Raw genomic sequence first — 18,191 nt, forward strand, 5'->3', positions numbered from 1 at the left:
GGCAGGAATGAAAGATAAAAAAACGAATCGGATTATAGTGACTCTGACAGGAACCCTATGGTTTCTTCTGTCGCTTTCATCATGGCTTTCACCAACCCATGAGATATCCGCCAGTGAAAGAAGAAAGCTGGCAGGTTTTCCGGAATTTACACTTAAAAGCCTGGTTACGGCAGATTTTATGGAGGGTTTTGAGCAATACGCCAAAGACCAGTTTCCCTGCCGGTTCTTATTTCGTACCATAAAGGCATACGTCAGGTTTTATCCATTGGGGCAGAAGGATAATAACGGCATCTATATTCAGGATGGGTACGCCGTAAAAATGGAATACCCGTTGAATGAAGCCTCCATTGAAAGAGCGGAGGATAAGTTTCGGTATCTTTATGAAAAATACATGGAGGGCAGGAATGTAAACGCTTATCTTACCATTGTTCCTGATAAGGGATATTTTCTTTCAAATGCAAATGGTTATCCCTCTATGGATTATTCGAAGCTGTTTGAAATGATGAAAACAAATACAGACTTTGCGGAGTATATCGATATATCAGATCTTCTGGAAATTGATGATTATTATAAGACGGATATTCACTGGAAGCAGGAGAGGCTTACCGGGGTGGCGGATAAAATCAGGAGTATTTTAGGAGAAGAGAAAGAAAGAACCGGAGAATATACGGAAATAGAAGTGGAACGGCCTTTTTACGGAGTATACTATGGGCATTCCGCCCTGCCGATGAAGCCGGATAAACTAAAATACCTTACCAGTGATCTTATAGATGACTGTACCGTATATAATTGGGAGACAGGAAAAACCACAGCAGTGTATGATATGGAAAAGCTTTCGGGAAATGATCCCTATAATGTGTATTTATCCGGCGCAGCGGCCCTTTTGGAAATCAGCAATCCTGCCGTAAAAGACGGGAAAGAACTGGTGATATTCCGGGATTCCTTTGGCAGCAGCCTGGCACCCCTTTTGCTTGACGGGTATTCAAAAGTGACTATGATTGATATACGTTACATTTCCAGTGACCTGATCGGTGATTATATAACCTTTGACGATCAGGACGTGCTTTTTGTATACAGTACTTCAGTATTAAATTCCAGCGCAATGTTCAAATAGGAGGATCATAACCTGCTTTCAAAATTCATCATCACTAACATTCGAAAGGAAGGCCAATGGAATGAAAAAACTAGACAGAGAATTCTATAACAGGGATTCGGTCCTGGTTGCCAGGGAAATATTGGGAAAGGTGCTTGTCCACGAATGGGAAGGCCAGAGGATCGCAGCTAAGATTGTGGAGGCAGAGGCGTATATGGGCATTGAAGATAAGGCTGCCCATTCTTACGGCGGAAGGAGGACAAAAAGGGTGGAAGTAATGTATGGAGATCCCGGTTTTGTCTATATGTTTCTTATCTATGGGATGTACAGCTGCTTCAATGTGGTGACAAGGGAGAAGGGGATTCCGCAGGCAGTTTTAATAAGGGCTGCCGAACCAGTAGAGGGAATCCAGCTGATGGCCCAAAAGAGATTTGGAAAGGAGTATGAGCAGCTTTCTAAAAGCCAGAGAAAGGGTCTCATAAACGGGCCGGGAAAGCTGTGTATCGCATTATCATTGGATAGAAGCTTTAACGGCATAGACTTATGCGGCGATCAGGTATATTTTGAGGAAGGTACAGACGAAAATTTCAATATCATAGCAACAAAACGTGTAGGAATTGACTATGCCGGGGAAGCAAAAGACTACCTTTGGCGGTTTTGTATAGAAGGGAACGAATAGGCTCATAGGTTTGATCTGCATTCGATTACCGGTCAATGATATGGAGAAATAGGATGATCATATAGCGCATAAGTAGGAATAATGATTGTTATTATATAAAAATTAATGTAAAATTTATATAGCATTTATCACATGATTTATGGATTAATCCATGCCCGGACCGATCTACAAGTGGAAGGAGGCCATTATTTTGGAGAAAGAACAATTTTCAATCCGGCGTCCTGGAATTATCGGAGAAGAAAAATTCAGAAAGTATGCGGTGTTGATTCCCCTGATCCGTATTTCAGGGGGCACTTATTTGTTATTTGAAAAAAGGTCCAATGAGCTAAAACGCCAGCCGGGAGAGGTTTGTTTTCCAGGCGGAAAGCTTGAAGCCGGGGAATCCCTCAAAGAATGTGCGGTACGTGAGACCGTTGAAGAGCTGAACATATTGCCACGGCAGATTGAGGTGATGGGACCGGGAGATATTTATCTGTCCCCCTTTAACCTGATGATCCATCCTTTCATTGGCGTTATAAGCGATTATCAGGATACGTTCAGCAGGGATGAAGTAGATGAGATCATAAAAATACCACTGGATTTTTTCCGCAGTCAGGAGCCTGAGAGATTTGTGAGCAAATTGATCTCAGAGCCGCCGGAGGATTTTCCGTATGAATGGATTCCGGGAGGGGAAAAATACCCTTGGGTAAAAGGAACTTATGACGTCTTATTTTACAAATATGAAGATTGGATCATATGGGGTATGACGGCACAGATCATTAAGTCGGCGGTGAATCTGATGGAGCAATATCATATCAGATGATTCCATGACAGAGAAACCGGCGGTTTTATATATTTTTCAAGAGAGGTGATTCCTATGAAGAAAGAAATTTATCTGGCAGGCGGCTGCTTTTGGGGAACAGAAAAGTACCTGGAAAATATTCTGGGCATCCTGTTTACGGAGGTGGGATATGCCAATGGAAATACTGAGAATCCAACTTATAAGGAAGTGTGCAGCCACGATACCGGACATGCGGAAACGGTGAAGGTGGAATATAACGACAGCATAATAGGACTGCCCTATCTGCTGCAGCTTTATTATGACGTGATCAATCCGGTAAATGTGAACCGCCAGGGCGGCGATGTTGGTTCACAGTACCGGACAGGAATCTATTTCACGGATGACAGAGATGAGGCGGTGATCCGGGATTCCATAAATGGGCTTCAGAAAAAATATGAAGAGAAAATAGCGATTGAAGTTAAGCCCCTTACCTGCTATTACAGGGCTGAGGAGTACCACCAGAAATATCTGGATAAAAACCCGGGCGGATACTGCCATATTGGTGTGGATAAATTTGAAAAGGCAAGGATGGCAGAGGATAAAAGCAAAAAATACGAAATACAAACCAGGAGTGAATTGAGAGAAAGTCTGACTGACCAGCAGTTTGATGTAACGCAGAACAGTGCTACGGAGCCTCCCTTTAAAAATGAATACTTTGATAAATTCGAAGATGGAATTTATGTGGATATTACAACAGGAGAACCGCTTTTTATGTCAACCGATAAGTTTGAGTCAGGCTGCGGCTGGCCAAGCTTTTCAAAGCCAATTGATTTAGAGTCCATTAAGGACGTTGAAGACCGGAGCTATGGAAGGCTTCGCACAGAGGTGAGAAGCAAGCTGGGAGATGCCCATTTAGGCCATGTATTTGAAGATGGTCCCATAGACCGGGGAGGACTACGCTATTGCATTAACAGCGCTTCTTTAAGATTTATTCCCAAAGAAAATATGGAGAAAGAAGGATACGGGGATTATCTGAAGCTGTTTTCATGCCAGGACTGAATAAATAATACACAAGAAGGATGAAAGATGATTAATGAAATACTGCAATATAATAAAGATTTTGTAGAAAACAAAGGATATGTAAAATATATTACCGACAAGTTCCCGGATAAAAAGATCGCAATCGTATCCTGTATGGATACAAGATTAACGGAATTATTGCCCACAGCCCTGGGGATTAGAAACGGGGATGCAAAAATCATTAAAAATGCCGGAGGAATTATTTCCCATCCATTTGGAAGTGCCATGAGAAGCCTGCTGATCGGAATTTATGAACTGGATGTAAAGGAAATCCTTGTAATTGGACATACTGATTGCGGAGCCAGATATACGGACAGCAAGAAAATCGTAGAAAAAATGAAACATCGGGGAATCGTACAAAAGGATATTGACATGGTAAAATACTATGGCATTGATTTTGATTCATGGCTGGGAGGATTTAAAGATTTGGATTTATCCATCAAAAAGTCCGTAGAGCTGATACGCAACCATCCCTTTGTCCCGGAGGAGGTCATGGTATACGGATTGGTAATAGATTCTGTAACAGGAGAATTAAGAAGGGTCATTTAAGCTGCCTCCGGCTGTTCCCATATGTGTCCGGTGGGCATTGGACGGCAAGGCAAAAGGGGATAAAAACTTTTGATTGTACTTGAGAGGTGATAAGTATGAAATTAGGTATCGTTGGATCAGGAATGATTGTGAAGGAGTTTCTGCCGATCGTTCATTGTTTCCATAAAGTGGAGCTGGCTGCCATTTGCTGTACGAAAAGAAGTGAGGCTGTGGGAAGGGAGCTTGGAGAAAAATATGATATAAAGCATATTTTTACGGATTATCAGGACTTCCTAAACAGCGATGTGGATACGGTTTATGTGGCTCTGCCCAATCATTTGCATTTCCAGTATACGAAAGAGGCACTGGAGGCAGGCAAGCATGTGATTGTTGAAAAGCCCTTTACAACAACCTTTAAGGAGGCCCAGATATTAAGCGGGCTGGCAAGAGAGAAGAAGCTGTTTTTATTTGAAGCGGTCACAACTCTTTATCTGCCAAATTATAAAAGAATAAAAGAGCTGCTGCCGTCCCTGGGAAATATAAAAATCGTGCAGTTAAACTATTCCCAGTATTCCAGAAGATATGACAGCTTTAAAGAAGGCCGTATTTTGCCTGCCTTTGATCCCGGGTGTTCCGGCGGTGCGCTCATGGACATTAATATTTATAACATCCATTACGTTGCAGGGTTATTCGGCAGGCCGCTTAAGGTGGAATATTTCCCAAATGTGGAGAGAGGGATCGATACTTCCGGGATACTGATATTGGATTACGGTACTTTTAAATGCACCTGCGTCGGCGCAAAGGACTGCAAAGTTCCTGTTGCAAATTATATCCAGGGGGAGAAAGGGGTCATCCATCAGGATACGCCTGCCAGCATCTGCAGAAGCTTTGAAATCATCATGAATGATGATACAAAATCCTTTGTAAATGAAGACAGCTTTGATCACCGGATGATAAATGAATTCATGGAATTTCAGGATATGATCTGCGGCAATGAGCTGGAAAAATGCTATCAGCTTCTGGACCACACCCTGCTTGTAAGTGAGATCCAGACAACTGCAAGGCACAGGGGAGGAATCCTGTTCCCGGCAGACGAGGAAATTTGAGACAGGGTTGATCTATGGGGATGCTAAAATATTTTAGTAATTGACAATTCCTCCTGCCTGTGTTATTATTGCGGAAATAGTGAAAAGGCAATGAAGAGAAATAGTACATATACAATGAATTTCAGAGAGAAGATGGTTGGTGCGAATCTTTATTTTAGTATATCGAAGCAGTCTCGGAGCTTTGGACCGAATAACGATGTTCCTGATTCCAGGGACATGGTTTAGTAGGCTTCAACGTATTCCCACGTTACAGGGACACGATATGATGGTATCGTAGAGAGTGCAGAGATTTCTCTGAATTTAGGTGGTAACACGGATTGTATATTCGCCCTAAACGTTTCGACGTTTAGGGCGTTTTTTTATTACCTTCATCTATTAAATTACTTAGAAAGAGGAGAGCAGTGATGAGGAATTTTGAAAAATCCAGTAAGTTAGATCATGTGTGTTATGATATCAGAGGTCCGGTTATGGATGAAGCGAACCGGATGATTGACCAGGGAATTGATATATTAAAGTTAAATATCGGGAATCCGGCCCCTTTTGGTTTTCGTGCTCCGGAGGAGCTGCTTAAACAAATGAATGAAAATTTGTCCCATACAGAAGGGTACTCGGATTCCAAGGGGCTTCTTTCTGCCAGAAGGGCAATCGTCAAATACTGTAAGAAAAAAGGGATTGAGCAGGTCACTGTGGATGATGTATACACGGGAAACGGCGTAAGCGAGCTGATCACGTTAAGCATGCAGGGGCTGTTAAACTGCGGGGATGAGATTTTAGTCCCTTCTCCCGACTATCCGTTATGGACTGCATCCGTAACTCTTTCAGGCGGAACTGCTGTCCATTATACGTGCGACGAAGGGGCAGACTGGTACCCGGATATCAATGATATAAAAAGCAAAATTACAAGCAGGACCAAGGGGATCGTCATCATCAACCCCAACAATCCTACGGGGACCCTGTATCCAAAGGAAGTTCTGGAGGAGATCGTGGAAATAAGCCGGAAGCATGGGCTGATCATTTTTGCAGATGAAATTTATGACAGGCTTGTCTTTGACGGCTTAAAGCATGTATCCATTGCCTCCCTTGCACCGGACCTTTTGACCATTACCTTCAATGGCCTTTCTAAATCCCATTTAATCGCAGGATACCGCTGTGGCTGGATGAGTCTTTGCGGCGATAAATCTTTTGCAAAAGGTTATGTGGAAGGGATAAACTTATTATCCTCCATGCGGCTTTGCTCCAATGTCCCGGCCCAGTCCGTGATCCAGGCTGCACTGGAGATGGAAGAGGAAACTGAAAAATTGATGGTACCGGGCGGGAGAATATACGAACAGAGAGAATACACGTATCAGGCGTTAAATGAGATTCCGGGAATTTCGGTGGTAAAGCCAAAAGCAGCCTTTTACATGTTCCCGAAGATCGATACCGGTAAATTTAACATTTATGATGATGAAAGGTTTGTATTAGACTTTTTAAAGGATAAGAAGATCCTGCTGACTCATGGAGGCGGGTTCCACTGGGAAAAACCGGATCATTTCCGGGTCGTTTATCTTCCGGAGTTAAACCAGCTGAAACTGGCATGTGACAAGCTGGCGGATTTCATGTCCTGCTACATACAGAAATAGTGACAAAAGAGCATTGGAAACAGCCTGTTTTTTGGCCGCCCAATGCTCTTTAAGAATTAATTCTGCTCCGTAAGCTTAAGATAGTTTTTCAGTTCTCTGTTCCAGCCTGCAAACCGTTCCTCCTTCCGGTGATCAGCCAGGTCTGTGTGTTCTGACAAGAATTTACCCATATAGTCCGATACTTTTTTTGCTCCAAAGTAGTTTAGGTGATCCCCGTCATCACGGGAGTCTTTTGCCCAGTCAATGCCCAGGGTATCAATATCCAAATTTAAGTCAATGTAAGTCAGCTGGTTTTCGTTTGCAAAGGCTGCGGCTGCATTGTGCTTGGCGTAGGACCAGCACTTTGGCGACGGTGCGCTGTACAGGATCAGCTGGATATCCTTATCCCTGCACAGGTTTACGATTTTATTTAAGTATAGCAAAGGCTGTTCGTCGATCACATAAACATCCTCTGTTTCCGTAACATATGGCCCGCTCTTGTAAGGATTCACGATTGCGCTGTATTGATATCCCTTATAAACCGTGGCAGAATCTGGTTTTATCTTATGGCTTATGGTTTTCAGCATATAAAAGTGAAAATATTTCCAGTTGTCATGGTATTTGTAAATGGGAAATATTTTTTTCACTGTTTCTTCAATGGAAGTTTCAAGGGAGTTGATATATTTAAAATCCCGGTAAAATGCATTGGTTTCTAAAAAAACAAGGTTTGGGTGCTGGCTTTTAAGCAGCCGTTCCAGCAAGTAGTAAGTATCCTGCAATTGCTGGCTTGGGACACCGCAGTTATATCCGGAATAGCCGTAAGCATTCCAGACTTCCATGGGGGAAATGCTGGCACTGCATTCGCTGTCCCCGATTGCCACATAATCTATGGTGTCTTTTGGCTCCTTTAGAATGCCGTTTGCTTTTTTATAAAGGTTATCCCCCATGTTATTGTAGGGAAGGAGCAGGTAGGAGGTAATGTACAATAGAATAAAAAGTCCGGTTAAAAATAAAATTGATTTAATTCTGTTTTTGCTTTTCATCTCATCACCTCTTAAAATCCGGCATAAATAAGTTTTGCAGGTAAATATCCGTCGCCGTAAGCTCCTAAAACAATGATAAGAAGGATAGCAGCGTAAAGAAAGCTCCAGCGGGCAAACATATTCCAGCCGGAAATCCTGTCACGGATGGAGATCCCCTGTTCATGGATCAATCCCACTGTGTATACCGCTATAAAACCTAAAAATACGGCAATGAAATCAGGAAGGGACAGTCCTAACTTAAGCAATGAGCCGTCTGTGACCGCCGACCAGTGAAAGCCGGTGAAAATGGACTGAAACATATTCATTCCTGCGGTCAGGCTATTCGCCCGGAAGAACAGTTCTCCTGTAAACACAATTACAAGCAGTTTAACCGTCTGAAAGCTCCTGTACAAGGCGGAGGTCCGGCTGATCCTTAAAGCATTAACCATCCTTTGAATCACCGGTTCCAGCAGATTCCCCAATAGAATGAGAACAAAATAATACATTCCAAAGAAAATATAATTCCACCCGGTTCCATGCCACAGCCCGTTTAAGATCCATACGCCAAACAGGGCGGCAGAAGAGGAAATGATCTGCCCTAAATGCTTTCCCAATTTGGCCCGGGATTTCTTTCCCAGATTCTTGACAAATTTGGTTAAGGATATGGGATAAAAAATATAATCCTTTAACCAGGCGCCAAGAGTGATATGCCAGCGTCTCCAGAATTCCGATGCAGTTTTGGAGAAAAAAGGCTGACGGAAATTTTCGGGGATGGCGATCCCAAACATTTCTCCGGTTCCGATGGTCATGTCAATGCAGCCTGAAAAATCCGCATATAGCTGAAAGGTATATAAAACGGCTCCGGCAATAACGATGATCCCGCCGTAATGATTGGCGGTATCGAAGATCGTTTCCACAAGCAGATTAAGACGGTCTGCAATAACAAGCTTTTTAAATAATCCCCACATGATCCGCTGAAGGCCGTAGGTAAGGTTCTTGTATTCCAATGGCTTCCCCTGGCAGAGGGCTTTTGCAGTCTGAGAGTAACGGCAGATCGGGCCTTCCAAAAGGGTTGGAAAAAAGGAGAGGTACAAAGCCAGTCTGCCTAAATTGTCGTCAGCCTCTATTTTTTCATAATAAACATCAATCAGGTATGAAATCGCCTGCAGGGTGTAAAAAGAAATCCCAATGGGCAGGGCGAATTTCATGGAAGGCAGAAGCCTTGGAAAGGATATTGCTTTTAATGCCAGGTTGAAGTTTTCAAAAAAGAAACCAGAGTATTTTAAAATCAATAAAATGCTAAGCTGCAATCCGATCCCAAGCCATAAGATCCTGCGGCGTTTGGAATCATAGGCTGCTTTTTTTGCCTTTTTATCCTCCGGGGCGTAAGCTGCCGGCATATAGTCTTTTTTGCAGGAAGCAAGCCATAGACCCATGTGGTGAATGGAAAGGGTAGAAAAAAGCAGATATGCCAGCAGTTTTCCGCTAAAGGAAAGGAAGAAAACATAACTGGCAATCAGCAGTACTTTATAACGGAAGCTTTGGGGCGCAAGCTGGTAGGCCAGCAATACCACCGGCAAAAAGATGAAAAGGTACAGGAGTGAATTGTAAGCCATCATTTATTCCTCTTTTAATCGATGGATCATATCCCACATTGCCTTTGCGGAGTTAAAATTAGCGGGTACCATATCCATGGGAGTGATCTCGATGCCAAATGCATCTTCAAGCTCCGGAATGAGGGAGAGAATGGAAAACGAGTCTAAAAGCCCTCCGTCAATGAGCCTTGTTTCTGTTTCATAGTCAATACTTGGGTTGATGTCATTTAAGATTTCTAATAATTGTTCCATGGTTTCGTCTCCTTAGGTTTAAAATAATTTAAAACATCCGTTTGAACGTGCGGTCTTGCAACCCGGAAATTTTCTTTTGCAGAATAGAGAAGGATCTGAGGCAAATCCCGGCTTAAAAATAAGGACATGCCTTCAGTTACCGAATAGGCGCCGGTCTTTTGGAAAATAAGCCGGTCTCCTGACTGAAGGTTCTGGAAGGGGTATTGTTTTACAAGCACATCATTTACCGTGCAAAGAGAGCCGCAGACCGTCCATTCCCTTCTTTCTCCTTCCCGCTGATTAAAATGAAAGATGGGCGGTTTTTTCATGGCCAGCATTTGCCCGTAATAATTTAGCTGGTGGATACCGCCGTCAACGATACAGTAAGGCTCTTCTTTGTTTATCTTCCTATCCACCACGCTGGTCACATAAGAACCGCAGGGAGCAGCGAGGAACCGGCCCATCTCCAGTGCGACCCTGCCGCCGAAGGCCAGCTTTTTGATAAACCCGGCAAGGCCGGTTAACATCTGCTCCTCTTCATTTTTCTCTTCTTCAAAGTAGCAGATGGGAAGTCCGGGCCCATACTCCAGTTTTTTGACGATAAAGCCGTAATCCTGGTTTAATTCCAGGCAAAATTGGTCCAGCATATGAAGTTCGTTTTCCAATTTGGTTATGGATTTCTTTTGTGTACCGGAAAAGTACTGGATCCCTTCAATGGTTATAAATTCATGGGTGCCGTCTGCAATGATTTGCCGGATCAGGCTTTCATCCATTCCGAACTGGTTTCCGGAGGTCAGGCGGAGGAGGACCCGTATGGGGATATGAAGGTTTTCTGAATAAGCAGTAAGAATCTGCCAGTGGGAGAGAGATTCGGCAGTATAAATGATCTCATCTCCATAGTGTTTTAAGGCATATTCTATGTCCTCAGGCTTCTTATGTACGCCAGACATAACGACTTTCCCCATGTTAATTCCGGCTCTTTCGCAGATGGCGAATTCGCCGGGAGAGCAGACCTCAAAGGAATCCACCATTTCTTCTAAATCCTTGATGACAAATGGATTGGCCTTCATGGCATAGCATAATTCTACGTCCTCTCCAAGAACATCTCTGATTTTTTCCACCTGCATGGCCAGGATATCCGTATCAAAAATGTAGAAGGGGGTTTTATACTCATGAATGGCGTGTTCAAACATTTTTTCGTTCATGGCTGTTTTCCTTTACACAGTTCCAATAATTTTTTTCTGTCTATTTTGCCGTTTGCAGTAACCGGTAAATCCGGCAGGGGATAAAAGGCAGACGGAATCATATAAATTGGCAGGGATTCCCTCATCCGCACTGAAATTTCCCTTCCTTCCATATCACCCACATAAAATGCGGCGATCCGGTTCTTTTCTTCATCAAAGACGCAGCAGGCCCGCTGAATAAGGGGATAGCTGTTTATGACGGCTTCGATCTCTTCCAGTTCTATGCGGTGTCCCATATGCTTGATCTGGAAGTCCTTGCGCCCGGCAAAGCAAAGCTCCCCGTTCTCATGATAGAAAGCCAGATCACCGGTCCGGTAAATCGTTTCCAGGCAGTGAGTGTTAAGGGGATTTTGGACAAATGCCCGTTTGGTCTGCTCCGGATTGTTATAATACCCCAACGCCAGAGCTGTTCCAGATACGCAAAGCTCTCCGATCCGGTCTTTTTCGGTAACCAGTTTGTCATCCTCATCCAGAAGGAAGACTTTTTCATTGGGAAATGCCTTTCCGATGGGAAGAGTTTCATGTGCTTCAAATTTCCGGTCCACAGGGTAGTAGGTACAGTTGCATGTGATTTCCGTAGGTCCGTACAGGTTTACGTAACGTGCATCAGGAAGGTATTTCTGCCAGATCGTTAAATGCTTCACAGGCATTGCCTCGCCGCTGAATAAGACCTTATTGATTCTGGAGGGAACCTTATAGGTGAACCCCTTTAATTGGGTGATCAGGCACAGAGCGGAGACCGCCCAGATCAGGGTTGTTACCTGGCGTTCCCACAGGAAGTCAAGAAGTTCCATGGGAATGGAGAATAATTTCTTTGGGATGATGACCATGGTGGCTCCCACTTTAAGAGTGGAATAAATATCCTTAACAGACACATCAAAGTCAAAGGGGGCCTGGTTCCCGATAATGTCCTGGCCGGTTATGCCGAACATGGAAGGGAAATATTCCATAAAATCAATGACCGACCGGTGGCTGACCAATACGCCCTTTGGAACGCCGGTAGAACCGGAGGTAAAGTTGCAGTACAGAGGATCGATATCCAGGGACAGGCCGCGGATAAGCTTCAAGGGTTCCTCTTTTATTTCGCTTTTTACAATCTCATGGTAGTCAAACAGATTACCGGAAAAATCCACGCCTTTCAGCAGGTTCCCGGTATCTCCCATGGTAATGATGGAACCGGTATTCAGTACATGAAGAATCTGCCGGATTCGGGCAGCCGGCTGTGCCGGACTGATCAGGACATAGAAGCATCCGGCATATACAATTCCCATGAATGCGGTCAATGCCTCTACACTTTTGTCCATAAAAACCACAACAGGGCTTCCTGGTGACTCAAAACCGGAAAGAAAGCTGCCGATCCCTTTGGCGTTTAATAACAGTTCCTTATAAGAGCAGCTTTTATCCAGGTCTTGTGCAGCAATTTTTTCCGGATAAATGCTTGCAGAGTGTTCAAGATACTCCAGTACGTTTTTCATAGGTTTTTACTCCTCTCAGACTGGTTCGATTGGAAAGGTTATACGGGCTTTGAAATTTGTCCGGTTTTTCTGTATCTCAAAGGTACCGTTCATTTGTTCTGCTATTTTCTGACAGGTTTTTAGTCCGATGTTGGTGCTTTCCAAAAACACGCTGTCCTTGCGGATCTCATTGGAAATGGTGATGATCAGGTCATTGCCGTTTATATAGCTTTTAACAATGACCGGCCCATCCCCACCGGCATATTTTTTAACATTGGAAAACAGGTTATCAAACAACCGCCTTAGATATTGGATATCAGCAGTTATGCTGCATGGCTGCTCTGCAAATTCTGTTTTTACATCAAATCCCAGATTGCCAAGGTCAAACACGTACTCCATAAATAGCTGCTGGAGCAGGATCTTTGCGTCGAATGTCTCCATCTGCATGAATATCCGTTCCTTGCCAAACACAAGAAAATACTGGAACAGCCGGTCGGATAAGTCTTTTAACTGAATGGATTTTTCACGGCAGCTTTTTATGTATTTGTCAAGCTGTTCTTCCGAATGGTAGCTTTTTGAATCCAGTATTTCCAGGTAGCCGATCAGGGAGGTAAGAGGCGTTCGTATGTCATGGGATATGGAAGTAATCAGCTCACTGTTTGCTTCCCAGGCTTCCTTTTCACTTTTATACCTTGTAATAATGGAATTTCTCATGTTATCCGCGTTTCTTGCCAGAAGGGAAATCTCATCATTTCCTTTATAATAAATCGGCTGCTCCAGATCCCCTTTTTCAATCAGGGACACCTCTTTTGACAGAAGCATGATCCTGGCGATGATCTGATGGTTATAGATGATCAGGATCACAAACAGAAATAGGAAAAACACTCCCCATGAAACATAGAATACCAGGTTATACCATTTTATTTCCGAAGAATCGATGATGGATACGGAATAGATGCCGTCGCTGAATGTGATATCCCGGGTGGCCTCCCAGATGTTTTCCTCAATGGAGCCGGCAGGCTCATAGGATGTATAGGCATCATTCCAGAAGCCGGATTCGTAGATGATCTCATCGCCGTTAAAAATAGTTAAGTAAACATATTTATGGTTCTTCACCCATTTGGAAATGGAACTTACGTTTTTCACGGATATCTGGTATTTATTGATGTAATGTTCAAAAGAGTTTTGATAATTGGTCAGCCGTTTCCATGCGGCATCTTCATTCATATGGTTTCTGGATACCAGATAATCACCAAAGGCCTGGGCAGCAAAGTACATCCCAAAGCTGATGATTGCTCCCAAGATCAATACAAATATTTGTTTATACCTTAAAGATGAGATCCATTTATGCTTCATCGATCTGATAGCCCTTTCCCCAAACGGTTCGTATGATGGCAGGATTATTAAAATCCAGTTCCAGTTTTTTCCTCAGCTTTAAAATATGTACCATGACTGTATTGGTGGAGGAAGGGAGGAATTTATCGTTCCATACGCCCTCATAGATTGCCTGTGCATCTTTGGCTTTTCCCCTGTTCCTGACCAGATACATCAAAACCTGGAACTCTGTGTCCGTAAGATCAATTTTTTGATTTTCCCGGTAAACAAAATGGCCTGCTGTGTCGATCAGAATATCCTGCAGACGGATTTCCGAAATGCCGGAGAGGGGTGTTCCTTTCCCTTTATAGACAACATATCTTCTTAAAAGAGACCGGACCTTCATGAGCAGCTCTGCCTGTGAAAATGGTTTTACAAGATAATCATCGCCCCCGTTTTCATAGGCCGCTGTTTTATCACTTTCCTTTGATTTTGCGGTTAAAAACAACACAGGAGCAGAGGATATCCGACGGATCTGGGTACAGGCATCGATCCCTGATAAACCGGGCATCATGATGTCTAAAATAATAAGATCAATATCAGGATTGCCTGTGACGGCTGCGACCGCATCATTTCCATTTGCTGCTGACCATACGGAATAGCCATTGTTTTCCAGCTGAATGCGAAGGACCTCCCGGATGTCTGCATCGTCATCCACTACCAATATCTGCTGTGATGTATTCATGGATCTGCAGCCTCCTTTTTTATTATTTTAATAAGAAAAATTATATCATTTATGGATAGAATAACAATGAAATTCAGGGGAATTAAGAATTATTAAGAAATGGTCCGAGAGTTAAAAAAAGACCGGTCAGGAAGAACCGGTCTTTGTACTTTTTTTAGGGGAATAAGCCATGCCCATATAGGCATCACCGGAACGCAGTTCATCAAGCATCTGGTCGATCCGCTTCCTGCGGGTTTCCGGACGTCTGGCTCTTGTGATCCAGCTGATATAATCATTTCTCTGATAAGGAGGACGGGCATCATAAGCCTCAGTTAAATTTTCCTTATGAAGCTCCGCCATTACATCATCGGGCATGGGATAGCGGGGCCGCAATGTTTTTTCCTTTGTTTTTCCCGCTTTTTTCTCTTTTAAAAGAGCTGCCTGTTCGGCTGTCCGAAATCGGACCATTCTTTCTATGAGTGTAAGGGGAAGGGGCTTGTCATAGGGAAACTGAACCGTGCCCTTTGAGTAACGGTATTCCTTCAGCTCTTCCTGAAAGGCAATGATAGCGGATGGTGCCGGATGAAATCCAATATGCTTTTTTTCTGCGGAGAAATGTACCAGATTTCCGTGATAGACAAATGTGGCCATTCCCCAGCTGATTTTTTCCGCAGCTTCCGGTGCGGCCTCTTTTATGGTCTGGTACAGCTTTCCCAGAATGGGCTGTATTTCCGGGCGTTGGCCGGCGATGTATTCATCAATGGTGGCCGGGAGTTTCTGTTCCATATTCTGCCTCCTTCTGTGGTTTGTCTTATTTTACCACAAAAAATCCGTTTTAAAATAAATAATAAAATTCTTTCTCCCCTTTTTAATTCCTGTAGAAATAATATCATAGTTTCAATTATTTTGCTTTAAACCAGCACTGGCCATGGGGAAATACCATAGAATATGGAAAGAATCCTAATAGGAGATTGTAAAATTATCATGATTATGGATTTAACGCCTCTGATTTATCTTGATATGGTATAAGCCGTATAAATATCCTCTGGTATTTGAGAAGGCCGATTTGATTTTATTGAATAAATGTGATCTTTTGCCATATATTGATTTTGACGAGGACTTTTCTATGAAGAGAGTCCGGGCTTTGAATCAAAAGGCTCCGGTGATTAAGGTATCCGGAAAGACAGATGAAGGTTACGAAAAGGCAGTGAAATGGATCGTGGAAAAAGCAAGGTCATTACAAAAAAAATAAAGGTTTACGGCATTGTACAAGGGGTTGGATTCCGGCCTCTTGTTTATCGTGCAGCCATGCAATATGGGATAAAAGGAACCGTTCGCAATGTGGGCGGCTGCGTTGAGATTGTGGTACAGTCTGAAAGAAAGATTCTTGACCGGTTTCTCTCTGACCTTAAGGAAAACAAAAGGGGCGGCTATGAAATCATAAAGATGGAAGCCGAAGAACTTCCTTACATGGAGCTTGAAGATTTTGTCATTGTAAAGAGCGGGTCCAGTGGGGAAATATCAGTGATTCCGCCTGATCTGCCGGTCTGTCCGGAATGCTTGAGAGAGCTTTCCCATGCATCGGACAGAAGATACCGGAATCCCTTTACAAGCTGCATGTCCTGCGGTCCCAGATATACCATGATCGAGGATCTTCCTTATGACAGAAACCGTACCTCAATGAAGGATTTTTCCATGTGCGGCGCTTGCCGGGAAGAATATACCTCGCCTGAAAGCAGGCGTTTTCACGCCCAGACCATATCATGCAATGACTGTGGTCCTTATCTGATCTATCAGGATAAGGAAGATGGCCCTGGTGAACTGCTGGAAAAAGAAGCATTTGAAAAGACGGTAAAGGTGCTGTCACAGGGAGGGATTGTTGCGGTTAAGGGTATCGGAGGCTATCATCTGGTTTGTTCCCCTTTTCTGGAAGATACCGTAAACAGGCTTCGTAAATTAAAGGGCAGGGAGGAAAAGCCTTTTGCGGTCATGTTTCCGGAGATTTCGGAGATAAGAAAGTACTGTCTGGTCTCAGAGGAAGAAACAACATTGCTGGAATCAAAAGCAAGGCCAATCGTGCTGCTGTCCGTGAAACAGGATTCTATGGCACCTTCTACGGGAAACGGGAGTATTTATTGCGGCGCTTTTCTGCCTTATACTCCCCTTCAATATATGCTGACTGAAAAACAGGGTCCTCTTATCATGACAAGTGCCAATATTTCCGGACAACCTATCATTCGGGAGGATGGACACATGCTGTCCCTCTCATCGCCTTATTTAAACGGGGTGCTATATAATAAAAGAAGGATCGTCCGTTCCGTAGATGATTCGGTTGCCAGGATTATACAGGGTAAAACCCAGATGATCCGAAGAAGCAGGGGCTATGTCCCTTATCCTGTTTTCCTTTCTAAGGAAGAGAGAAAAGGAGAGGAAGGGAGAGACTGGACAAACACCGGAATCTTTGCGGCAGGAGGAGATTTAAAGGCCGCGTTCTGCCTCTGCCAAAAGGAACGTGCAGTGGTATCCCAGTATTTCGGGGACCTGGAAGAAGCCGCGGTTATAGAGGAATTTCAAAGATCCTTTAAAGATCTTACCAGGCTGTTTCAAATGGCTCCAGGGCTGGCGGTCTGTGATCTTCATCCCAACTACCATTCCGCGCGTTTTGCAGAAGCGTTAGGGCTCCCTGTCCTTAAGGTACAGCACCACCATGCTCATATTGCGTCGGTCCTGGCGGAGCACGATCTAAAGGGACCTGTGATTGGAGCAGCCTTTGACGGGACCGGTTATGGCACAGACGGGAACATATGGGGCGGAGAATTTCTTGTCTGTGAAGAAAGTGATTTCATACGGGCAGCCCATGTAAGCATGTTTCCCGTTCTGGGAGGAGACGGGTCTATGAGGGATGCCAGGAAAACAGCGTCCTGCTATTTGCTTTTTGCAGGTCTTGAAGCTTACGTTCAGGATGAAAGAATGGGTGTGATAAAAGCCGCCCTGCAGCATAATGTCAACACAGTCCTGACCTCCAGCATGGGGCGTCTGTTCGATGCGGCAGCGTCCGTTTTAAACATTAGGCATGAGAACCATTATGAAGGGGAATGCGCCGTATTGCTGGAAAAAGAGGCAGTGCTTGCAGAAAGAAATGTAGTAAAGCCGGCTGATCTGTGTTTCGGCATAAAGGAAAAGGAGGATATCCTGGAATTAGATCCCCGGCCGGTCTTTGAGGCTCTTTGCAGCATGAGAAATAAAGCGGAGACAGGTTCCCTGGCACTTGGCTTTCATCTCGCCCTGGCACAAGCGGCCGCAGCGATCTGCGAAAGGCTGGGGAGCAAATACTTAAGCAATGCCGTGGCCTTAAGCGGCGGCGTATTTCAGAATGCCCTGCTGACAGGGCATACGGTCAGGCTTTTAAGGGAAAAAGGATTTAATGTCTATTTGAATCAGGCTGTTCCCCCAAATGATGGAGGCGTGAGCCTGGGCCAGGCTTACCTGGGAAATAAATATTTAAAATCCGGTATTATGGATTTGGAAAGGACAGGATGCCATGTGTGTTGCAGTACCGGGAAAAATAATTCAGATAAAAGGTGATTACGCAAGGGTCAACATTATGGACAACATAACCGATGCCAATATAAAGCTGGTGGATGCCAAAATCGGAGATTATGTTCTCATACATGCCGGTTGTGTCATTGATGTCTTAAAGGAAGACGTAGCTGAGGAAATTCTCACTATATTTTCCCAGCTTCAGGAGGAGCAGTAGCAT

The 18,191-nt window shown here is 43.9% G+C and carries 18 protein-coding genes and 1 other annotated feature; of the genes, 10 read left to right on the forward strand and 8 right to left on the reverse strand.

Annotation, left to right across the window (positions count from 1 at the left end; all coding sequences use genetic code 11):
• The first annotated feature begins 7 nt into the window (after positions 1–7).
• From ABFV83_RS03585 to ABFV83_RS03615, 7 genes are all read left to right on the forward strand, one after another.
• Positions 8–1,114, forward strand: coding sequence for a DHHW family protein (locus tag ABFV83_RS03585; RefSeq protein ID WP_349947571.1), 1,107 nt, complete (start codon positions 8–10; stop codon positions 1,112–1,114).
• A 61-nt stretch (positions 1,115–1,175) separates the two neighbouring features.
• Positions 1,176–1,772 (forward strand): DNA-3-methyladenine glycosylase, encoded by a 597-nt coding sequence (locus ABFV83_RS03590; RefSeq protein ID WP_349947572.1) that lies wholly within the window; start codon positions 1,176–1,178, stop codon positions 1,770–1,772.
• A 190-nt stretch (positions 1,773–1,962) separates the two neighbouring features.
• Complete coding sequence (locus ABFV83_RS03595) at positions 1,963–2,574, forward strand: CoA pyrophosphatase (protein ID WP_349947573.1); 612 nt, start codon at positions 1,963–1,965, stop codon at positions 2,572–2,574.
• 54 nt (positions 2,575–2,628) lie between these two features.
• Entirely contained in the window at positions 2,629–3,591 is a 963-nt protein-coding gene (gene msrB / locus ABFV83_RS03600) for a peptide-methionine (R)-S-oxide reductase MsrB (protein ID WP_349947574.1), read from the forward strand.
• Positions 3,592–3,618: 27 nt separating this feature from the next.
• A complete protein-coding gene (locus tag ABFV83_RS03605; RefSeq protein ID WP_349947575.1) occupies positions 3,619–4,161 on the forward strand; it encodes a carbonic anhydrase in 543 nt (180 codons plus the stop codon).
• Positions 4,162–4,256: 95 nt separating this feature from the next.
• On the forward strand, positions 4,257–5,246 hold the full coding sequence (locus tag ABFV83_RS03610) for a Gfo/Idh/MocA family oxidoreductase (protein WP_349947576.1): 990 nt from the start codon (positions 4,257–4,259) through the stop codon (positions 5,244–5,246).
• Positions 5,247–5,327: 81 nt separating this feature from the next.
• Positions 5,328–5,582: a binding site (T-box leader), on the forward strand.
• A gap of 68 nt (positions 5,583–5,650) precedes the next feature.
• Positions 5,651–6,868, forward strand: coding sequence for a pyridoxal phosphate-dependent aminotransferase (locus ABFV83_RS03615; RefSeq protein WP_349947577.1), 1,218 nt, complete (start codon positions 5,651–5,653; stop codon positions 6,866–6,868).
• Positions 6,869–6,924: 56 nt separating this feature from the next.
• Here ABFV83_RS03615 and ABFV83_RS03620 read toward each other — a convergent pair whose 3' ends face one another.
• The 8 genes from ABFV83_RS03620 to ABFV83_RS03655 all read right to left on the reverse strand — a co-directional run bounded on the left by ABFV83_RS03620 (position 6,925) and on the right by ABFV83_RS03655 (position 15,217).
• Positions 6,925–7,890, reverse strand: coding sequence for a hypothetical protein (locus tag ABFV83_RS03620; protein WP_349947578.1), 966 nt, complete (start codon positions 7,888–7,890; stop codon positions 6,925–6,927).
• Between the two features lie 11 nt (positions 7,891–7,901).
• Complete coding sequence (locus tag ABFV83_RS03625; protein WP_349947579.1) at positions 7,902–9,488, reverse strand: MBOAT family O-acyltransferase; 1,587 nt, start codon at positions 9,486–9,488, stop codon at positions 7,902–7,904.
• The gene (locus ABFV83_RS03630) at positions 9,489–9,716 is read right to left on the reverse strand and encodes a phosphopantetheine-binding protein (RefSeq protein WP_349947580.1); all 228 of its coding nucleotides are present in this window, start codon (positions 9,714–9,716) and stop codon (positions 9,489–9,491) included.
• Positions 9,701–10,900 carry an alanine racemase gene (locus tag ABFV83_RS03635; protein ID WP_349947581.1) on the reverse strand — a complete coding sequence of 400 codons (1,200 nt, stop codon included), beginning with the start codon at positions 10,898–10,900 and terminating at the stop codon, positions 9,701–9,703. The genes ABFV83_RS03630 and ABFV83_RS03635 overlap by 16 nt, the downstream gene beginning before the upstream one ends.
• Entirely contained in the window at positions 10,897–12,414 is a 1,518-nt protein-coding gene (locus ABFV83_RS03640) for an amino acid adenylation domain-containing protein (protein ID WP_349947582.1), read from the reverse strand. Before ABFV83_RS03640 ends, ABFV83_RS03635 begins: the two co-directional genes overlap by 4 nt.
• A gap of 15 nt (positions 12,415–12,429) precedes the next feature.
• Entirely contained in the window at positions 12,430–13,749 is a 1,320-nt protein-coding gene (locus ABFV83_RS03645; protein WP_349947583.1) for a HAMP domain-containing sensor histidine kinase, read from the reverse strand.
• Positions 13,739–14,452: a response regulator transcription factor gene (locus ABFV83_RS03650; protein WP_349947584.1), complete on the reverse strand. Its 714-nt coding sequence runs from the start codon at positions 14,450–14,452 to the stop codon at positions 13,739–13,741. The genes ABFV83_RS03645 and ABFV83_RS03650 overlap by 11 nt, the downstream gene beginning before the upstream one ends.
• A gap of 126 nt (positions 14,453–14,578) precedes the next feature.
• Positions 14,579–15,217 carry a DUF1801 domain-containing protein gene (locus tag ABFV83_RS03655; protein WP_349947585.1) on the reverse strand — a complete coding sequence of 213 codons (639 nt, stop codon included), beginning with the start codon at positions 15,215–15,217 and terminating at the stop codon, positions 14,579–14,581.
• Positions 15,218–15,497: 280 nt separating this feature from the next.
• On the opposite strand from ABFV83_RS03655, the gene ABFV83_RS03660 reads away from it, so the two are divergent.
• The 3 genes from ABFV83_RS03660 to ABFV83_RS03670 are packed head-to-tail and all read left to right on the forward strand — an operon-like array spanning position 15,498 to position 18,188.
• Positions 15,498–15,683, forward strand: coding sequence for a hypothetical protein (locus ABFV83_RS03660; protein ID WP_349947586.1), 186 nt, complete (start codon positions 15,498–15,500; stop codon positions 15,681–15,683).
• A complete protein-coding gene (gene hypF, locus ABFV83_RS03665) occupies positions 15,644–18,016 on the forward strand; it encodes a carbamoyltransferase HypF (RefSeq protein WP_349947587.1) in 2,373 nt (790 codons plus the stop codon). The genes ABFV83_RS03660 and hypF overlap by 40 nt, the downstream gene beginning before the upstream one ends.
• Positions 17,973–18,188: a HypC/HybG/HupF family hydrogenase formation chaperone gene (locus ABFV83_RS03670; RefSeq protein ID WP_349947588.1), complete on the forward strand. Its 216-nt coding sequence runs from the start codon at positions 17,973–17,975 to the stop codon at positions 18,186–18,188. The genes hypF and ABFV83_RS03670 overlap by 44 nt, the downstream gene beginning before the upstream one ends.
• The last annotated feature ends 3 nt before the right edge of the window (positions 18,189–18,191 follow it).

It is taken from the genome of Lacrimispora sp. BS-2, assembly GCF_040207125.1.
Classification (GTDB): domain Bacteria; phylum Bacillota; class Clostridia; order Lachnospirales; family Lachnospiraceae; genus Lacrimispora.